Origin of the sequence: Microbulbifer epialgicus, assembly GCF_041447265.1 — a bacterium.
GTDB classification, from domain to species: domain Bacteria; phylum Pseudomonadota; class Gammaproteobacteria; order Pseudomonadales; family Cellvibrionaceae; genus Microbulbifer; species Microbulbifer epialgicus.
Genome location: NZ_JBGMEK010000017.1, coordinates 66,924 through 84,524, shown reverse-complemented (window position 1 = coordinate 84,524; position 17,601 = coordinate 66,924). Strand labels below are relative to the sequence as shown.

Genomic DNA, 17,601 nt, shown 5'->3' with positions numbered 1-17,601 from the left:
AAACTTCCTCAAAGGCACAGTGGGTGATGCGATAAATCTCCTCATGGCTGCGTGTGCCTGGAACTTGAGAAAATGGATGATCAGGGCGCTGGAGGCGTTTTTTTGTGCCCTAAAAAATCGTTTTCACCTATTTTTATGATCTCAAATCCGTTCCGGCTAATAATGCGGATATTTTACTTACGTTTTGGAAGGTGGATTTAGTCCGAATCGCCCCGTAAACCCTCATTACAGCGTGCTGGAGGCAAGTGTTTGGTTTTTTTTCAGGGCCGACTATGTAATTCTTCTGTTTTCCTAGTCGTAACTGCGAATGACGTAGTTATTGCATCTTAAATTTTTAGCCCGCTCCATATACCAAATGGATAAGTGTTTGATCTGGCATTGCTGCGGTAATTTTTATGCGCGCCTTTGGTGCTCCAGTCCCTGGAGCGATCGCTGATTTCCCGAAAATTGAAACAGTTACAATTCCTGATTTGCTAGTAGGGAAATATACGGCTGCTTTTGCAATACAAAAGATCGAAAAGTTGGAATTCCAATGCGGCAAAACTTACACCATTTACAGTCGGCCTTACTGATCGTCTGAAATTACTGATAAAAAGGTGTGGCAATGTTCGAGCAACAGGGGTTAGCAGGTAATCCCTTTCTTGGTGGGGAGCTTTGTGGGGTGGGTTTCCTTTGAAGGGCAATGGGGCGCTGGCCCCGGATTAGATTGGAGCTGGTGTTCAGTTCGCAGAAAGAGGCGCACTCTGGGGCACTTCTGCGTTACGCTGGCGGGTGTCGTGGCGTAGCCACCACCAGGACAGAACGCCGAGCAGTAGATTAGAGGCGGCGGTAGCGGCAAACAATCCAGTCATGCCCCATAAATGATTGCCAAGCCAGGCTAGAGGTAAGTAGACCCCAAATACTCGCAGAAAGGAGATCAGGGTGGCGGGAAGCGGTCGCCCGAGGCCGTTAAAGGCAGCATTGGCAGACATCACAAAGCCGTAACCAGCATAGCTGAAGGGCACTAGGCTCAGGTAAGCGACAGCCACCGCGATAACCTCTGGGGATTCACTGAACAAGCGCGCGATGGGTTCGCCAGTAAAATACAGCAGTACCGCCAAGCCTGCGCCCAACACCAAGCAGAAGCGCGCCAGCACGCTGACGGTTTCCCGCAGGCGTTCTGTTTTGCCAGCGCCGGCATTCTGTCCCATGAAAGGCCCGACCACCGCCGAGAGCGCATAGAAAACAATGAGAGCTAATGGCTCGATACGCAGCGCTACGCCGAGCCCGGCAACAGCATCGTCACCATGCACTGCCACCAGTGCTACCACCACGCCGCCGGCCATAGGGATAATGACATTGGTCAGCACTGCTGGCAGCCCAACCGCCAGTACTTTGCGCCAGGATTCGATCAGGGTGCCCAGATGCCACTGGGGTGGGGCCATGAGGTGTTCACGGCGGATCAAGAAATAAAGTGCAGCGCCAAAACTGAGCGCGCGTACAATCACAGTAGCGAGTGCAGCACCCTGTAACTCCAGCCGCGGCAAGCCGAATAGCCCGAAGATCAGGATTGGATCGAGAACGAGATTAAACAGCGCCACGCCAACCATAATACGCCCAGTTAGTGCACTGTTGCCTATGGCGCGCAGGGCGGAAAGTGCGATAGTTGGCACGATTACGAAGATGGTGCCGAGGTACCAGGGCACCATATAGTCGGCGATTAAAGGCAGCAGTTCGGGGCTGGCGCCGAGAAGGGAAAACAGGGGGCGGATCGTCAGTAGTCCAGCGACAGTGATGACTAGGGATATCAGCAGCGCCAATACCGAAGTATCGGTGACCAGCCTGCGCACATTCCGTACTTCCCCCGCTCCATAGGCTCGTGCCACCGCCGAAGAAGTACCGGCGCCGAGGCCGATAGCAAAGCTGTTGATTACCATTACTATCGGAAAGGTAAAGCTCATCGCCGCCAGGGGTGCGTTACCCAGTTGGGAGACAAAGTAGGTGTCCACAATATTGAAGGACATCACGGCAAGAATGCCCCACACCATGGGCAGGGCCAGCCGCTGCAAATGGTTGGGTACCGGGCCTTCGAGAAGTGATGGACTGCTGTTCGATAGCGACATTCGATAACTCTTTTCAGGCGATGGGGCCAGTTGGTAATCTCATTGGAGCCGCCGGCTAAAATTGTCGACGGCGACACTGCCCCGGGGTCGTCGCTCCTTGAAAAACGCTATCCTGGCGCAGTGAAAAAGGGGCTGCTTTTGTACACTGCCTACGTATCTTACGATTCGATATCATCTAGTGCGAGGCTCATGAGTACAGCATCCTCGCGGCCACCATTTTCTGTGGGATAGTAATTCTTACGTAAACCATCCCTGGAAAAGCCCAATTTGCGATAGAGCGACAGAGCAGCGAGATTTGAAGCGCGCACCTCCAGTAGGAGTCGCCGGGTATCACGGGGAAGTTCTGTGATCAAGTAGGTCAATAGTGTTTCAGCGAGGCCGCGCCTGCGCCAGCCGGGAGAAACCGCTATGTCAAGGATTTCCACCTCGTTAAACAGTGCGCTGAGCACGCAGCAGGCAACAACTCCGCCGGCATAGTTGAGTAACCAGCACTGGTGGCCATCTTCCAGGCTCTGTTGGTACTGAGTCTCGCTCCATGGGTGGCTGTGGGCGCTGTGCGCGAGGGTGGCAAGTGCGGGGCAATCAGCTTGTTCCGCGCGACGCAGCTGTAGCTCAGGGGCCGCTGGCTGGCTCATTGTGCCTTTGTCTCTGCGGGGTAGGTCTCGCATAGTAGCAGCCAAAGGCTGCGTTTGCGCTCGGGTTTTTGCAGTAACTGGGACAGGCTTGGCATGGCAAGTATACGTATACCTTGCCAGCTGTTAACGGCTTCATTGAGGGGCAAAGGGGTACAGTACTTCTGTGCTTCGCTGCCCATCAGCCAAACAGACTTTACCGGGTGACGGGCACAGGAGGCCTCCAGCCAACTGGAAAATGTATCGCGGGCCTCGGAGGCGTCCGCTGCCGGGCCGAAGCGGTTTTCTGCCATAGGCCAGTGTAGGCGCTCCTGTTGGCGTGGTAACTGGTGCAAATTTAGTGCGCGTACAATATTGTTGAAAAGGGCACCTAATGGTAGGGCAGCACCGGGTTCGTGGCTGTCCACCACCAGCAACTCCTCGCCAATGCACCAGCAGTTGAGTACGAAAGGCTGTACTTGCTGCCTTGGGGCTGCCACTGGTGTGGCTACGGCGGCTTTTACTGCGGTGGTTTCCTTGCCAGGTTGGGCAAGAGCGCTGAGATCTGCAACTGCCAAGCTGGCCCGCGCGTCACCCACTGCCGATGCGGGGGCACTGATAATCTGTGCCGCTGATTGTGGCAGCGGATTTAATACGGCGGGCTCAGGTTCTGCCGGTGGTAACTGGGCTTGGCAAGGCTCGGGTGCGAGCGGCAATACGAAGCGTGGCACATAACTGGCAACGCCAAGTACTGACAAATATTCCGCTCGCTGCAGCTCGTTCACTTATACGCCCTGTTTCTTACTCTCACTACTGGCGAGCAAGTTTAACGCATCCATGTAGGCTTGTGCCGAAGCAATCAGGATATCGGTATCTGCCCCGACGCCATTGACCAGGCGGCCGTCCCTTTCCAGGCGCACGGTAACCGAGCCCTGGGAATCAGTTCCCTGAGTAACGGCGTTGACGGAGTAGAGTTTCAGGTCGGCCCCGCTATTGACGATGCTTTCGATGGCTTTAAAAGTGGCATCTACCGGGCCGCCGCCAATGGCTTCTGTCTGGTGCGATTCGCCATTAATCGTCAGGCTGATAAAGGCCTGGGGGGCACAGCCGATTTTACTGCGCACATCTAGGTCCTGTAGCTGGAAACACTCCACTGGCGCTTCACTCTCTGCCACCAGGGAGTGCAAATCCTCGTCGAAAATTTCATGCTTTTTATCGGCCAGGTCCTTGAAACGCTGGAATACTTGCTGGAATTCGTCGCTGTCGGAAAACTCAATGCCAAGTTCTTCATAACGGGCGCGCACTGCGGCCCTGCCGGAATGCTTACCCAGTACCAAGCGGTTCTGTCCCCAGCCCACATCCTCAGCGCGCATGATTTCGTAAGTTTCACGATGTTTGAGTACACCGTCTTGGTGAATACCGGATTCATGGGCGAAGGCATTGGCTCCGACGATTGCCTTGTTGGGCTGCACCGGGAAACCAGTTACCGAGGAGACCATGCGCGAGGTAGGCACTATTTGGCTGGTATCGACGCCGGTTTCCACCGGGTAGAGATCCCGGCGGGTTTGTACGGCCATCACGATTTCTTCGAGGGAGGCATTGCCGGCGCGCTCGCCCAGACCGTTGATGGTGCACTCCACTTGGCGCACGCCGTTCATCACTGCGGACAGGGAATTGGCTACAGCCAGGCCCAGGTCATTGTGGCAATGGGTGGAGAAGATGGCTTTGTCTGAGCTGGGAACATTCTCGATAACCCGGCGGAACATAGCACCGTATTCGCCTGGCTCGCCGTAGCCTACAGTATCGGGGATATTGATGGTGCCGGCCCCAGCGGCGATGACCGCCTCAATAATACGGTACATAAATTCCGGTTCGGAGCGGCTGCCGTCTTCCAGGGAAAACTCTACATCATCGGTAAACTGGCGTGCGGTACTCACTGCTTTTACAGCCTGTTGCAGCACATCCTCCGGGTCCATTTGCAGTTTGTACTTCATATGGATTGGTGAGGTGGCAATAAATGTATGGATACGAGAGGCATTGGCTTTTTTCAAGGCCTCACCGGCACGCTGTATGTCGGCATTGACGGCGCGCGCCAGGCTACAGATACGGGATTCGGTCACAGCTTCCGCTACGGCTTGTACCGCTTCGAAGTCGCCTGGACTGGCAATGGCAAACCCGGCTTCGATAACGTCTACACGCATGCGTTCGAGCATGCGCGCAATACGTATCTTCTCCTCTTTAGTCATGGAGGCGCCGGGGCTTTGCTCACCATCGCGCAAAGTCGTATCAAAAATGACTAATTTATCTTTGTTAGTGCTCATTTTCGCTTGTTCTCCTTATTTGTTTCGAGGCTAAACAAGCGGCTCAACCGCTGTCTATGCGCTGTCCAAATAAAGTGGGGAATCCTGTTGGGGGTGGGGGAAAGAAAAATTATATGCCGCGTAGTAGCAATCGTAGCGAGAAAGCTAGGGCGAGGTGGTGTTGGCAAAATGTACAAATGTCAGTCTTCATGTCTGGCGATATCCGCGTGGGATCGGTTTATGTATTATGTATGTTTTTTGATCTCATGGTCAATACTTGTCCTAATTTCGTGTATTATTTTTTCCGTATCGTTAAATTTGTCCTTCTTTTTTGGGGTTTTGCAATAATTTTTGCCTAAGGAGTGCTTCTCGGAAAGGTAACTTCCGAGAAGCACTTGAAATAAATAGTTGCTTTTTCTGCCTGCCTATCTGGCAGTCTCACTCCCAAGTTTCTGCAGGAAATGCCAGAGATCGCCATGTAATTCCACCACCTCGGCACGGGTGATCGAGGACAGCTGCAGCTGTTGTTGGACCCAGGTCCTGGCTCGGGGTTTTAGGGCCATGGCCGAGTCTGTAGCTTCCACCAGGGTGACACGCTCATCCCATGAGGCGCGGCGTCTCCGGACCAGGCCGCGCTGCTCCATACGCTTTAGCAGCGGAGTGAGCGTGCCGGAGTCGAGCATCAGGCGTTGGCCTAGTGCTCCGAGGCTCTTGTTCTTTTCAGCTTCGTCGCCTTTCTGGGCCCACTCCCATAGCACCATCAAAACCAGGTATTGGGGGTAGGTGATATTCAAGTCTTTGAGCATCGGTTGGTAGGCCTTGGTCATAGCCCGTGAGGCAGCATAGAGGGCAAAGCAGAGCTGGCGGTTGAGGGCCAGCTCATCAGAATCATCATCGCATACCACTGTCACAGCATCCGCTCAATCTCTGTCTGCAGAGACTCCGGAGTGTCTTTCGGCGCGTAGCGTTTTACCTGTTCCCCATCTTTGCTGATAAGGAATTTGGTGAAGTTCCATTTGATACCCTCGGTGCCAAGAAGGCCTGGCGCACGCTTCTTGAGTTCAACAAACAACGGGTGGGCAGAGGGGCCATTCACGTCCAACTTGGCGTAAACAGGGAAGCTAACGCCAAAATTTAGCTCGCAAAACTCTTGGATTTCCTCGTCATTGCCCGGCTCTTGCTTGCCAAATTGGTTGCAGGGAAAACCGAGAATAGTCAGGCCGCGATCTTTATATTGGTTGTAGAGAGCCTCTAACCCTTTGTACTGCTTAGTAAATCCGCACTTGCTGGCAGTATTGACGACTAGGATCAGCTTGCCTTTGTAGTCTTCAAGGGTTGCAGTTTCACCGGCGGCAGTCTTGACGGGGATTGAGTAGAGGTCGGTCATGGTTAGCTCCGTTGATTTATATTGCTCAAAATATAGTTGTGCACAATATAAATCGCAACCCTCACTTTTGATGAGTAAGTTTCAGTACAGGCTTTATTGTGAGAATGGTTATCAATTATATTATGCGCCAAATGAATCATCCTGTTTGCAGCAACAGAAAAGGACTCTCCATGCGCCTCTCTCTTTATTTGGCCCGCCTGTTAGTGGCGTTGCTGGCCATTGCGATATTCCCCGCCCAGGCTCAACAAGCGGGCCTCTCCGAGCAGGAGCTGCGCCAGTTGATGCAGATGGCGGAATATATTGGTGTTGATTACCCGGAAGCGGTGGCCGATGGGAAAATTATTAACATCGATGAATACGCTGAAATGGAGGAGTTTGCCCAGCTGCTGATCGATCGTGGGGGGCAGCTGTCAGAGTCTGCAGAGGCACAGGCGATCCGCACTGAGGCTCAGGCGCTGCAGGCTGCTATTCAGCGCAAAGCCAGTGTTAAGGACGTTCAGGTGCACACGGCCTCGCTACGACAGGGGTTGCTTTCTATTGCGCCGGCGCTGGCTCTACCCCGCGCTCTGCTCAGTCTCGATGAAAGTCGAGCACTTTATCAGGCCCAATGTATCGCCTGTCACGGTGTAGAAGGTAAGGGTGACGGCCCCCTGGCGGCCCAACTGGAACCGGCCCCTACGAATTTCCACGAGCGCGAGCGCGCTGAAAATCGCTCTCTGTTGGGGCTTTATGATGCCATCAGTAATGGTATTGATGGCACTTCAATGACCGCCTTCCATAATCTGAATGAGCACCAGCGGTGGTCCCTGGCTTTCTATGTGGGTGGTTTGGCGTTTGCCGGTGAGGCTGACACTGCCGAAGGTACCCAGCCAAGCCTACAGGATTTGGTTATGTACAGTCCGCAGGTGCTGCGTAATGATCGCCCCGAAGTCTCCACTGCAGCAGTAGCTGCATTACGTGCAAATCCGGGTGCGCTTTTCCCCGCTGACCAGGCTCGGGGGGATGCGCCGATTGAAGTTGCCCGTGCACAACTCAAAAAGTCTCTGGCAGCCTACCGGCAGGGTGATTACGCCAATGCCCGTACTCTGGCGATCAGTGCATACCTGGACGGTTTCGAAATGGCGGAGAACTCCCTGGATTCTCTGGATGCGGATCTGCGCCTGGCCACTGAGCGTGAGTTGCTGGGCCTGCGTGCACAACTGAATGCTGGCAGCGACCCGCAACAGGTTGAGGTTCAGGTAGGCGTGATTCTGCAGCAGTTGGATCGCGCTGAATCGTTGTTGCAGGATTCCAACTTGTCTGGAGTAACCCTCTTTGTGGCCAGCCTGTTGATTCTCTTGCGTGAGGGGCTTGAGGCTCTGCTGGTTGTACTTGCACTGACCACTATTCTGGTGAAAACCGGGCGACGTGACGCGCTGAAATTTGTCCACATCGGTTGGATCGGCGCATTTGCTGCCGGATTTGCCACCTGGGTCGCAGCCCAGAGTGTGGTTACGATCAGCGGTGCCAGCCGCGAAGTAATGGAAGGTGTGGCGGCCCTTCTCGCAGCCGTGGTGCTTTTCTATGTGGGCTTCTGGATGCATAGCAAGACCCAGGCACATGAGTGGCAGAAATATATCCAGGACAGCATCAACCGCAGCCTGAGCACTGGTGCTTTGTGGGGTATTGCCGGTCTCTCATTTATCGCCGTGTACCGCGAGATTTTTGAAACTATTTTGTTCTACCAATCCCTGCTGACGCAGACCTCTGAGAGTCAGTACAATACCCTGTGGGCGGGTATCGGTGCCGGTGTGGCTCTGCTCTCCATAGTAGGCTTCGCTCTGGTGCGCTACTCTGCCCGCCTGCCTATCGGCAAGTTCTTCTCTGCAACGACTTTTATCCTGTTGGCTCTGTCTTTCATACTCGCAGGAAAAGCGATTGCAGCATTGCAAGAGGCGGCTTGGATAGGTATTTCTCCGCTGCCGGTACAGTTTAGTTTTGACTGGCTGGGTATTTACTCTACTTGGCAAGGTATTGGCCTACAGGGAGTTATCCTGGTGGCCGCTCTGTGGCTAATTCTGAAAGGCAGAGGCCCCGAGGGGGGCACGGCAAAGGCTGCTTAAATATTATCGGGGTGCCCGCTGATTCTGGTGGGCATTCTTCTTACTCCACTTTCCCCCAGATACATCATGAGTTTGTCAGGGTTGACGTTTGTACATTTGAGAAAGCTCATAGTGCAAAGCGCCACTCTTTATGCCATTGATTAGGACTGGCTCCCCGACCTTGATATGGACCCTTGTGAAAGGAAGGCGCTTTAAAGGGGAGGCTGCCGTAGGAGTGTTCTTCTCTGTATTTCTTTCCAGCCCCTTTAAGAGTATGGGTAATACCGGAAGTGCCGTGCATGACTCGACATTTTCCTCCCCCGCCTCTTGAGGAGGGTTGCAACTATATCTCTCCGAGTTATTTGCAAAGTAGCAGAGTAATTCTCCGTTTAACACTGCCTGCTCAATACTTCCGGATGTTATTTCGCAATCATTCTCTGTTTCATAAATAATCGGGGCAACACCGTAATTTTTGAAAACAAAGCGCAGAAAAGGTGCCTCATAGAGTTCCCTGGGCAGAATAAATCGAATTGGCCGCGGTACTGTATCCATTAACAAAAGAGGCGCGAGGGTGTCGACAGGGCTACAGGATATCAGGGCTGCACCACTTTCCGGTATATGCTCCAGGTTCTCACTGGATGTGCGTGCCCACAAATGAGACGCCAACCAAGTCAGTAAATGTACGACAAATTCGGGTAATTTTATAAACAGGAAAAGCATTGCTAGGACATTCAGCAGTGCGATCAATATAAAAAGCTGTGGAATAGTGAGTTTTAGCCCCTCTAGGAATGCAACATTTAACAGTGAGATTACGACAATAAAGAAGGCGTTGATTACGTTGTTAATAGAGAGGATTTGAGCCCGCACAGTTTTTTCCGCTCTGTCTTGCATGATTGTGTAAAGGGGCACAATGTAGATTCCGCCGAAAATGCCCAGAAGTGCGGTGTATATAAGGATGGCATAGGCGCCGTCGCTTTGCAGGTACTCTTCCACTGATGCTCCTGATAGGGTTTGAAACTCCGTGGCTGTCAGACCTAATCCCAGACCGGCGATGGTCATGCCCAGTCCGCCGATGGGTACTATGCCAAATGTAATGCGGCCCCTGGACAGTCTCTCACACATCAAAGACCCTACCGCGACCCCAATGGAAAGGCAGCAGAGAATAATGGTGATTACCGGTTCACTGGCGCCCAAGACATTTTTGGTAAAACTAGGCACCTGGGCCAGGTAGGCGGAACTCACCAGCCAGAACCAGGAGCAGGCGATAATTGCGTAAAATACTGAGGGGGTTTTCATGGTCCGGTGCAGAATACGCCAAGCCTGGGATATTGGATTCCAGTCGATGCGCAATTCTGGTGTCGAGGGCGAAGCAACCGGGATGGCGCGGCTGGCCAGGTAACCAAACACTGCTACCAAAACCATGATCAGGCCTAAAAAGAGCAGGCCGGGTTCGCCGGGTGTTGTGTAGCCGGCAAGCAGGGTGCCAACTATGGTGCCCGAGAGTACACCGGCAAAAGACCCCATCTGCGCAAGGCCATTGCCACCCATTAACTCAGCGCGTTTCAAGTGTTGTGGTAAAAGAGCGTATTGCACTGGGCTAAAAATTGCTGTGTGCGTCGCGAGAAGGAAAAGTACAGAGAAATTTAACGCTCGGTTATCGTTGAGCAGGGCGTAAGCGCCGAGCAAAACAATAAAAATTTCGGCCAGTTTTAAAAGGCGAATAATACGGCTTTTGTCATATTTGTCTGCCAGCTGTCCCGCGGTTACTGAGAACAAGAAGTAGGGCAGTATGTAGAAACCGGTGGCAAGGTTGATCAGGATGTTGGCTTCCCTCTCCACCAAGCGGAATGCGAACATGACCAGAAGCGCATTTTTAAACAGATTATCATTGAAGGCCGCGGTAGTCAGAGAGAGCAGCAGCGGTAAAAATCGGCGCTTATAGAGTAGTTTGAATTGGTTCTGCTGAGCCATTGATGCGCGCCCTGAAGGTTTAGCTCATCGGCTCTTCGCGAAACAGTGTGCCAACATGCCAGAGCTTGGTGGCAAAACGAGGATAACCGGATATAGGAATGCTAGCACCTTGCCGGGCGGTGGCTGTAGAGAAGCTGGATAAGTTTGGTTTCAGCTTGATGGTTTTGGGTTAACTGAAAATGAACAAGCGCTAGCAAAAAATCACAGGGTCAACTCTCCAACTTTCCTGTCATTTTGAAGGGAGGATAGGGCCCGGCGATATTTCCAGGCCCCGGGGTATCAGATTATCGTTGTTCTCCACGTAGCCCCTGGACTTCATCGTGCAGAGTTTCCGCCTTCGCTTCAGGCGGCTCAATAGGATTGCCGGCCACAACACTGACCCTGGACCAAAAGCGCCGTGGCCAAGTGGTAAATGCATGGCCATCTTTATGGCTGAAAAAGCTGCCCCACAGGCCACGCAGGGCCATGGGGATAACCGGTACTGGGGTGCGTGCCAGTATTTTTTCAATTCCCGCTTTAAAAGGTTGGATTTTTCCGTCCTTTGTCAGCTGACCTTCCGGAAAAATACACAGGAGATCACCGTCCTTGAGGCCCTGCTCAATGTCTTGGAATGCCTTCTCATAGCCTTCGGGGTCTTTTAGCTTAGAGCAGATGGGAATGGCGTGTCCGGTACGGAAAATAAAATGCAGTACCGGAATTTCGTAAATCGGCTTGTACATGATAAAGCGAATAGGGCGGCGCACTGCACCAGCTAACAGCAGTGCATCCACATAGCTAACATGATTACATACGATAAGTGCTGGGCCATTGGCTGGAATCTGTTCCAGCCCCTCATGCTTTACCCGGTATATAGTGTGGGAGAGCATCCAGATTAACAGGCGCATGGCAAACTCAGGCACTTTAGTGAATACAAAGATAGCCACGGCGGCGTTCATTAGGGCGATCACCAGGAAAAACTGCGGAATAGTGACTTCAAGCACATTCAGGAAGAAAATACCCAGAAGTGCCGAGATCACCATAAACAACGCATTTAAAATGTTGTTCACCGAAATAATTTGTGCCCTGATCTCCGGCTCTGAGCGATCCTGCATCATCGCATAAAGCGGCACTATGTACAGGCCGCCAAATATACCAATCAGGACTAAGCAGCTAAAGATAGAGTAGGCACCGTCACTGCTTAGAAATGCGCTTAGTGATGCCTGCTGCAATTCTGTAAAGCGGTCACCGGCAATAAAAAGAGCAATACCGGTAATGGTCAGGCCGGCGGCGCCCAAGGGAACCAAGCCCAGTTCAATATGGCCATCGGACATGCGCTCACACAGTAGTGAGCCCAACGCTATGCCGATGGTAAAGGTACATAGCAGCAGGGTAACGAGGGACTCGTCGCCACCTAATACATTCTTGGTGAAACTGGGTATCTGGGTCAGGTAGGCCGCGCCCAATAACCAGAACCAGGAGATGCCGATAATGGCGTAAAAAATCGAAGGGGTCTTGGCGGTTTTGCGTAGTATATTGGTGGTCTGAGTGAATGGGTTGGGGTTCACCCGCAAGTCTGGTGCCGGCGCTGGAGCGAGCGGAATACCGCAGCTGGCCAAGTAGCCAAAAGTGGCAGCTCCCATAATGATCAGGCCCAAATAAAACAGCCCGTGTTCACCCTGGCCAGTTAGCCCCGCCAGTAGTCCTCCAACGATGGTACCGGTGAGGATACCTACAAAGGTACCCATTTCCACCAGGGCATTGCCACCAACCAGCTCGGAGCGCTTCAAGTGTTGGGGGAGAATGGCATATTTTACCGGGCCGAAAAATGCGGATTGCACACCCAGCAGGAAGAGCACTGCGAGGCAAAATACATTATTACCGCTGTAAAGTGCTGTGACACTTAGCGCACCAATACAGATCTCCCCCAGTTTAATCAGTCTGATCAGGCGGCTTTTGTCGAACTTGTCTGCCAGTTGTCCGGCAGAGGCGGAAAAGAGAAAAAAAGGCAGAATAAACAGACCTGCAGCTATATTAATCAGCGCATTGGCTTGGCTTTCCACAAGGCGAAACGCGATCATCACAATCAGTGCATTTTTATAGACGTTGTCGTTAAAGGCGTCGAGAAACTGCGTGAGAAAGAAAGGCAGGAAACGGCGACTGCTGAGCAGTTGGAACTGGGTGCGATGGGCCATAGATGTTTACTCTTCTAAACGCGCCATCTATCTTACGCCAAAGGGGTATTGAGTTGTCCAGCATGCAGTGGCAACGAAATGGATGGCATGTAGCGGGCTTTGGGGTAGAGGGCTTGGTGGCAGAATAAGTTGTTGGGGGAAGGAAACCGGCCGCAAAGGACGGCCGGTGTGAGGGCAAAGGCTGTTACCAAATTTTTACCCGCTCTTCTTCAGGTAGGTACATGCCGTCGCCTTTTTTGACATCGAAAGCCTCGTAGAATGCTTCGATATTGGGCAGCACCCCCTGTACCCGGTATTCGGCGGGTGAGTGGGTATCGGTCTTCATACGGCCGCTCAGTGCCTTATCACGCATCTTGCTGCGCCACACCTGGGCCCACCCCATAAATACGCGCTGGTCGCCAGAGAATCCGTCGATCACCGGAGCCTCTTCACCATTTAGGGACATCTTGTATGCTTTGTAGGCTATGCCCAGGCCGGACAGGTCGCCGATATTTTCACCCAGGGTCAGTTCGCCATTAATGTGCTCACCTTCCAATGGCTCGAAAGCGTTGTACTGGGAGACCAGCTTGCTGGTGAGGTTTTCAAAGTTTGTGCGGTCGGAATCGGTCCACCAATTATTCAGGTAACCTTTGCCGTCGAACTTACTGCCTTTGTCATCAAAACCGTGGCCGATTTCATGGCCGATAACGCCACCGATACCGCCGTAGTTCACCGCATCATCGGCGTTCACATTAAAGAAAGGGGGCTGCAGTATCGCTGCCGGGAAGACAATCTCGTTCATCGCCGGGTTATAGTAGGCGTTGACGGTCTGCGGGCTCATGCCCCACTCGTTACGGTCGATCGGTTTGCCCAGCTTATTGCGCTCGAAGCTGGCTTCGAACAGCTTGGCGGCCAGCACATTGGTTACCAGGTTATTGGCGTCCACCTTGAGGGCGGAATAGTCGCGCCATTTTTCTGGGTAGCCAATTTTGGTGGTGAAGTTTTCCAGTTTGAACAGTGCTTGTTTACGGGTGTCCTCTCCCATCCACTCCAAGGATTGGATAGATTCACGGTAAGCGGCCTTGAGATTTTCTACAAGGATGATCATGCGCTCTTTGGCTTCCGGCGGGAAGTGTTTCTCCACGTAGCGCTTGCCAACCAGTTCACCCACAGAGCCATTTACGAACTGCACGCCGCGCTTCCAGCGGGGTTCCATCTGCTCTACACCGTGGATGGTGGTGCTGTAAAAGTCGAAGTGGATCTGGGCCAGCTCACTATGCATATACGGGGCCATGGCGGAGATAACCTTGACCTTCAAATAGCGTTTCCAGGTTTCTATATCGGTGTCGAGGATAATCTGATTGGCGGCTTCCAGATATTCGGGTTGACCGACAATAAAGCCGTCGGCTTTGGTCAGCTTGGCTTTGGCCAAGTAGCTGTCCCAGTCCACGGCGGGCATCAACTTTTTCAATTCCGCTACAGACTTCTTGTTGTAATACTTCTCTGGGTCACGGTTGTCCAGGCGGCTCCGCTGGTGCTCAGCCAGGCTCTCTTCCAGCTTAAAGATCTTGCCAGAGAAGGCTTTGGCATTCTCGAGACCGGCCAGTTCCTGGATTCGTATCAGGTATTCTTTATAAGCCTTGCGCAGCTCTTTACTCTTCTCGGTGTCCTCGAAGTAGTAGTCGCGGTCTGGCAACCCTAGGCCTGCCTGCCAGAGGAAGGTGATGTAGTTTTCGACCTGTTTAAGATCCTGGTAGATGGTGCCGCCGAAAGGCACGTTATAGCCAGCGATATCGGCGTAGGCGAAAAAATCGGTCAGGTCTTTGCGGGACTCGATGGCATCGACCCTGGCGAGCTCAGAGGAGATCGCGGACAGACCTCGTTTCTCAATCAGCTTTTCATTCATAAAGCTGTTGTAGAGGTCCCCAATCTGCTTGGCGTCGGCACTACCGGCGTTTTCACCTGCCTCCATAATCAGCGCTTTGACTTGCTCGGTGCTCTTGTCTCGAAGGATTGAGAAGCCACCCCAGCGGGACTTATCGGCGGGGATTTCAGTATTCTTCAGCCAAGTGCCATTAACATAGGCGAAAAAATCATCCTGCGGACGCACGCTGGTGTCCATAGCACTGAGGTCAATACCAGAAGACAACAGCTCCTGCTGAGTTACGGTCTTGTGGTGGTCGGAGCCGCCGTGGGCCTGGGCCGTCAGGGATAGCTGAGTGCCCGTGAGGATGCCTGCGATAGCGATTGGTAATAATAGTTTTTTCATATTGCTCTATTGGCTAAATTTTCATCGGTCGAATAAAACCTACATGGTACGAGGTGACAGTGAGCCTGGGCAAGAGCGGCTGCGTTTAGCGGGGGATTGGTCGCGATAGATTGCGGTGCGGGGTGAATATTCCAGTTAATGAATAAGCCCCACAATGTGAGGCTTTCGGGAAGATAGCGACTTAATCGGGTAAGTTAAAGGTAATTGGCAGCGAGAAGCTGAAACCTTCGCTGCCGAGCTGCGACGGTACGGGGGGGTAGGGAGCTGCACGCTCGACTGCGGCGCGGGCCTCCCGGTTGAGGGTGCCGTATCGGGAATCCTGTACTGTCTGTATCTCTTGCACTTCTCCTGAGGAATTAATGACCACGTTCAAGCGTACACTACCTTCCTGGCCACGCTCCTGGGCGCGCTTGGGGTAACGAATATGGCTGAAAGTATGACGCAGCAGGGAGGAGTGGAAAATTTGGCGGGCGAGGATCATATCTGCGGTGAGCGGAGCCTCCTCTTCCTCCTCCAGTACTTCCTCCATACCGGTAGCCGGCTTTTCTACAGAGCTGATAGCAGCCAGTTGGGTTGCCTCGGCTTTATCTGTACCCGCTAGCTGGTGTAATTCATCTTCAGGCTGTATCAGGGTATCTGCTGTTTCTGCCTGGGCTATTGCCCCGGCCGCCTCTTCCGCTACCTGCAGAACCCCCGAAGTATCAGCAGCAGCTGGCGCCAGGGTCATTGTGGGTGGGGCGAGATCAAGTGTTGCCAGTGTCGGCTTGGATAATACCTCTTCCTTTTCCGGTTCCTGGGCGGCGGCAAGGGCTTCCTCCTGGCCAATTTGCTTCAGTTGCAGTTCGGCGATACGTTCGCTACTGGGCTCGAGCGCTTCAAAAGTGGTGAGCAAGCCACTGGGGATATCACCCCCGGCGAGCAGGCCGTCGCGGAAGTCTGTGGATGGTGGCACGGGGCCAATCCATGCGCGCATCAGGGTGTTGAAGAAGTCCTGATCGTTGATTTCGCCCAGAGTAATTCCGTTTAACGTCACGGTAGTAATGCCGGTATCTGTGGCGTAGTCGATAGCCAGCTGGTCCCCGCGTAAAAAACGCCCTTTGAATAGGTTGGCAAAGGTCACCATGGTCTCAGCTTGGCTGCTCAGGGTGTCACTGCGATTATTGATGGCGATGCTCTCCATCCACTGGTTGCGGAACCGGCGTGCGGGCAGGCTATTGGCCAGAACTCGAACTTCCAGCCGGCGCGGCAAGTCGCTGTTGAGCAGAGCTGCGGAATCGTCGGAAAGATTTTCTGAATAGATGGCGGCGATGTAGAGCTCTTTGTTGAATTGTTGTTCGAGCGCAAGACCGTTTAGGAGTGGTGCAGCTTTCGCAGATACAGCAAGTGTAAACACCAAAAGTGAGAAGACAATTTTTATCGGTTTCATTGTTCTACGGTGTCTGATTATCCGGACTTACAGGTTCCGGTATTTAAAGATACGGGGCCCCTCCCCAGTGCACACAAGTCAGGTGAAAAAGTGCGCATTTAACGTGTGAGCGAGCACACTGTACTCATCACTTCGTCTAACTCTACTGTAACTACAATGGAGTTCAAGCCCAGAGCGGTTAGAATGTTCGCCTGAGCGGGATTAAGCGAATTTGCTGGGAAACGGTTGTCACACCTCTGGATGGGTACCGAAGACCGTTATCGTTTAGAATTGCGCTTTAAAAGTAGCTTCGGCCACAGTTTCTAAAAAAATGGAATGACCTTCACTCATTTGTTGTACTCATGGAAATTAAACCTCTATTAGATTACCCCCGGGACGCCGTGGATCGGCTGTTAAACGTCATTCATTTATTTCGTGATATTCGAGCAGCTAGTGAATGGCAGTACGATGTATTGCTGAAGCGCTCCAGGTTGGTCACCCTGGCGCCGGGAGAGCAGTTACTGCGCGCTGGCGATGTGGATCAGTGGGTTTATTTCCTGTTGCGTGGTGAGCTACAGGTGCAAATGGAAGCCGTAAGCAACGGCATGGAGATACCAGGAGAGCGCACCCTGGCGGTCATTCGGCCGGGAGAGTTGTTCGGTGACTTGTCGATGCTTTTGGCGGAGCCGCGCAGTGCGAATGTATTTGCTGCGCATCATAGCCGGGAGAGTCAGGTATTGGGGCTCGATTGCACCCTGTTTGGTGATTTGGATGATCTGTCTCTATTGCAGCTGCCCGCCAAACTGATCTTTTACAGGAATATGGTCCATTCGTTGCGCTGGAAACTGGAAGTCTACCGCTCCAAGTATCCTGGTCATCAACTGGCAGATAGCCACCGCAAACTCAGACTCTATACTGGCCCCAAGAATTGCCGCGACGAATTAATTGCCTTAGCGGACCAGGCCCGCGCACTGGCACGTATACTTCTCGATTGGAATGCAGAATTTGGGTCTGGTGAGCTGGTCGATGATGAATCCGATATGCTGGGTTTCCTGGAGTCAATGCTCTCGTAAGTTTGTACCAGTAAACTTATACACATAAGGTTGTCCCACTTCTGCGGATTAGTCTGGGGTGGGCCTCTCCTTGTGCCCCTTCCTTATTACTGGTTGAACCTCCAGTTAACTTCTTCAATGCGGCCAGCTTTTTCATATACTCATTGCCCTTGCGCGCTTTTTCCGGTGTTTCAACCCCGCAGTCACGTCAACCGACCTATTTCTACAAGAATTCAATTTTGGAATAAGGCCCCGCTGTGTAAAATTTGCTCT

The 17,601-nt window shown here is 52.7% G+C and carries 13 protein-coding genes; 3 read left to right on the top strand and 10 right to left on the bottom strand.

What is annotated here, in order from left to right:
* Window positions 1–395: 395 nt before the first annotated feature.
* A complete protein-coding gene (locus tag ACCI49_RS09920; protein WP_371838804.1) occupies window positions 396–572 on the top strand; it encodes a hypothetical protein in 177 nt (58 codons plus the stop codon).
* Between the two features lie 147 nt (window positions 573–719).
* Here ACCI49_RS09920 and ACCI49_RS09915 read toward each other — a convergent pair whose 3' ends face one another.
* From ACCI49_RS09915 to ACCI49_RS09890, 6 genes are all read right to left on the bottom strand, one after another.
* Window positions 720–2,102, bottom strand: a complete 1,383-nt coding sequence (locus tag ACCI49_RS09915; protein WP_371838803.1) for an MATE family efflux transporter — start codon at window positions 2,100–2,102, stop codon at window positions 720–722.
* A 158-nt stretch (window positions 2,103–2,260) separates the two neighbouring features.
* The gene (gene rimI, locus ACCI49_RS09910; RefSeq protein ID WP_371838802.1) at window positions 2,261–2,737 is read right to left on the bottom strand and encodes a ribosomal protein S18-alanine N-acetyltransferase; all 477 of its coding nucleotides are present in this window, start codon (window positions 2,735–2,737) and stop codon (window positions 2,261–2,263) included.
* On the bottom strand, window positions 2,734–3,498 hold the full coding sequence (locus ACCI49_RS09905; RefSeq protein WP_371838801.1) for a uracil-DNA glycosylase family protein: 765 nt from the start codon (window positions 3,496–3,498) through the stop codon (window positions 2,734–2,736). The genes rimI and ACCI49_RS09905 overlap by 4 nt, the downstream gene beginning before the upstream one ends.
* Window positions 3,499–5,034, bottom strand: coding sequence for a 2-isopropylmalate synthase (locus tag ACCI49_RS09900; RefSeq protein WP_371838800.1), 1,536 nt, complete (start codon window positions 5,032–5,034; stop codon window positions 3,499–3,501).
* 404 nt (window positions 5,035–5,438) lie between these two features.
* A complete protein-coding gene (locus ACCI49_RS09895; protein ID WP_371838799.1) occupies window positions 5,439–5,924 on the bottom strand; it encodes a MarR family winged helix-turn-helix transcriptional regulator in 486 nt (161 codons plus the stop codon).
* Entirely contained in the window at window positions 5,921–6,400 is a 480-nt protein-coding gene (locus tag ACCI49_RS09890) for a glutathione peroxidase (RefSeq protein WP_371838798.1), read from the bottom strand. Before ACCI49_RS09890 ends, ACCI49_RS09895 begins: the two co-directional genes overlap by 4 nt.
* Before the next feature lie 170 nt (window positions 6,401–6,570).
* On the opposite strand from ACCI49_RS09890, the gene ACCI49_RS09885 reads away from it, so the two are divergent.
* A complete protein-coding gene (locus ACCI49_RS09885; RefSeq protein WP_371838797.1) occupies window positions 6,571–8,502 on the top strand; it encodes an FTR1 family protein in 1,932 nt (643 codons plus the stop codon).
* Between the two features lie 75 nt (window positions 8,503–8,577).
* Here the strand turns inward: ACCI49_RS09885 and ACCI49_RS09880 are convergent, their stop codons facing one another.
* The 4 genes from ACCI49_RS09880 to ACCI49_RS09865 all read right to left on the bottom strand — a co-directional run bounded on the left by ACCI49_RS09880 (window position 8,578) and on the right by ACCI49_RS09865 (window position 16,297).
* Window positions 8,578–10,452 (bottom strand): MFS transporter, encoded by a 1,875-nt coding sequence (locus ACCI49_RS09880; protein WP_371838796.1) that lies wholly within the window; start codon window positions 10,450–10,452, stop codon window positions 8,578–8,580.
* A gap of 284 nt (window positions 10,453–10,736) precedes the next feature.
* Window positions 10,737–12,623, bottom strand: a complete 1,887-nt coding sequence (locus ACCI49_RS09875; RefSeq protein WP_371838795.1) for an MFS transporter — start codon at window positions 12,621–12,623, stop codon at window positions 10,737–10,739.
* 184 nt (window positions 12,624–12,807) lie between these two features.
* Complete coding sequence (locus ACCI49_RS09870; protein WP_371838794.1) at window positions 12,808–14,871, bottom strand: M13 family metallopeptidase; 2,064 nt, start codon at window positions 14,869–14,871, stop codon at window positions 12,808–12,810.
* 181 nt (window positions 14,872–15,052) lie between these two features.
* Entirely contained in the window at window positions 15,053–16,297 is a 1,245-nt protein-coding gene (locus ACCI49_RS09865) for a TonB family protein (RefSeq protein ID WP_371838793.1), read from the bottom strand.
* 341 nt (window positions 16,298–16,638) lie between these two features.
* On the opposite strand from ACCI49_RS09865, the gene ACCI49_RS09860 reads away from it, so the two are divergent.
* The gene (locus ACCI49_RS09860) at window positions 16,639–17,349 is read left to right on the top strand and encodes a cyclic nucleotide-binding domain-containing protein (protein WP_371838792.1); all 711 of its coding nucleotides are present in this window, start codon (window positions 16,639–16,641) and stop codon (window positions 17,347–17,349) included.
* Window positions 17,350–17,601: the final 252 nt, after the last annotated feature.